Here is a 989-nt window from a genome sequence, read left to right as displayed (position 1 = left end):
GCGTTTGGAGTAGTAGCGGGGGCAGAGTATGATAACCGCCCGGAAGCTCTGCTTGCAGCTATGGGTACAGCCCCGGCAGAGGTCGTTGTATGTGATACGGTCGCAGGTGGTATTCCCGACTTTTACTTGCCGCAGGAAAAAAGACCATTCCAGCCGCCGTTTCTTGCTCATTCTTGGCATGGGTGCGCTCCTTTCTGCCGTTTCCGCTGGTGTGGCGGTATCGGCGATAATTCTGTATCATCTCGGTATCATTTTCGGGATTTTTCTGCCCTGTAAGCCCGTTAAAAAATCCTTTGGTATTGCCGGATAGGGTACGGGGCAGCCCCCTTGTTCGGTATGGGTTCGGGTACATTTTGGGGTGGTTTTTATCGCTCCTGTTCCTGCCTTTTCACAGGCTTGCGTTCCCGGCGTAAAATCTGGTCGATATTGCCCTTGACAGTCTGTAAGCGGCGGTATTCCTCCCGTTTTGCCCGGTAATCGTTGTAGCCGCTGTTTTTCTCTTTGATAAGGCTTTCAATCTCTGCTTGCAGGGCTTTATGGCTCGGCAGCTTGGAAATGCCGTTCTCCCTGAAATAGCGGGCGGCTGCGTCTGCTATGATAAAGTCGCTTTCGTGCTTCTGTCGGTAGGCTGCTTTTGCTTTGGCGTTTTTCTGCTGTTTCAGCCCGTCCCGGACAGGGCGGGTCTTGGAATAGGCAAGCACCTGCCGTTGCAGCTCCTTTTTCCCGTCCAGCGTCTTTTCCACCTGCTTCAGCTCCGTAAGGCTTTCTCGCATGGCGGTATAGGCGGCAGAACAGGCTTCGTCCAGTTCCTCCGGGGAAGAAAAGCCGTACTGCTGGTAGGCGGTAACGGTAGCCGCCATTTGCTTTAGATTGTGCTTTGCCGCCCAGCGGTCATAGCCCACGCCCTTGCCCTCGGCTCGCTTGGCTTCCCGGTCAACCATGCGCTGCAAGGTGTTGTCTGCCGGGGTGGTTTTTGTGGTTTTTTCCCC

At 54.6% G+C, this 989-nt stretch carries 1 protein-coding gene and 1 pseudogene; both read right to left on the bottom strand.

Annotation, left to right across the window (positions count from 1 at the left end; genetic code table 11):
- A partial coding sequence (locus H8S80_RS33885; protein WP_187049104.1) for a hypothetical protein occupies nt 1-180 on the bottom strand: 180 nt, incomplete at its 3' end.
- Nucleotides 181-365: 185 nt separating this feature from the next.
- Nucleotides 366-989, bottom strand: a pseudogene (locus H8S80_RS33880) (relaxase/mobilization nuclease domain-containing protein); the annotation flags it as partial.

The sequence above is a fragment of the Hungatella sp. L36 genome (genome assembly GCF_014288035.1).
The sequence above is the reverse complement of the archived record's forward strand: the minus strand, read 5'-3'. Positions and strand labels throughout refer to the sequence as shown.